The 573-nt window shown below is 42.2% G+C and carries 1 protein-coding gene; it reads right to left on the bottom strand.

All coding sequences use genetic code 11. The features are described 5' to 3' along the window. Positions 1-180: 180 nt before the first annotated feature. On the bottom strand, positions 181-471 hold the full coding sequence (locus tag N1032_RS26830) for a hypothetical protein (RefSeq protein ID WP_259543721.1): 291 nt from the start codon (positions 469-471) through the stop codon (positions 181-183). Positions 472-573: the final 102 nt, after the last annotated feature.

The raw sequence follows: 573 nt of genomic DNA, 5'->3' as shown, positions 1-573 counted from the left end.
TACGATCCGACTTCACGACGAGTCAATACCAGCATCTTTGGTTCCTTTTAGATTTGACTTTTCAATACGCTCAACCTTATAACCTTCTTTCAGGTATTGGTCGAGCTTATTACGATTACAGGTTGTGTGAACGTCCCTGCGACCATCCGCTTTAAGATGTACATCAAAAAGCATATTACCTCACTGCGGCTTTGATTTTAAGTTGCCACACATGAACAGAATATCCTGTTCCAACAACAAATCATTGCGTGACATCAAATCCCAACGAGGTGGAGTTACTTCGTGTGGCTCAAACTGACTGAGGAATTCAGCGTGAGAGTTCAGACCTTCCAACAAATCCAGAACTATATCACAGCTTTCAACAGTCGGACTTTTACCACTCATTACCACGCTAAACCACTCACGAAGTTTTTCAGTTTCTTCATGAGACATATTAACGCGGAGGAACAACTTGTCGCTTTTAGCAAACATTATACAGTCTCCAGTTTAACCAAGACAGAACGGAGGAGCTTTAACTCCTCCTCGACCTTCTTGCTATGAAAAGTCTTCTTGCCGTGGCAACTAATAAAGTGC

The sequence above is a fragment of the Herbiconiux daphne genome, assembly GCF_024979295.1.
Classification (GTDB): domain Bacteria; phylum Actinomycetota; class Actinomycetes; order Actinomycetales; family Microbacteriaceae; genus Herbiconiux; species Herbiconiux daphnes.
Note: the sequence above shows the minus strand (reverse complement) of the source record. Positions and strands in the feature narration are given on the sequence as shown.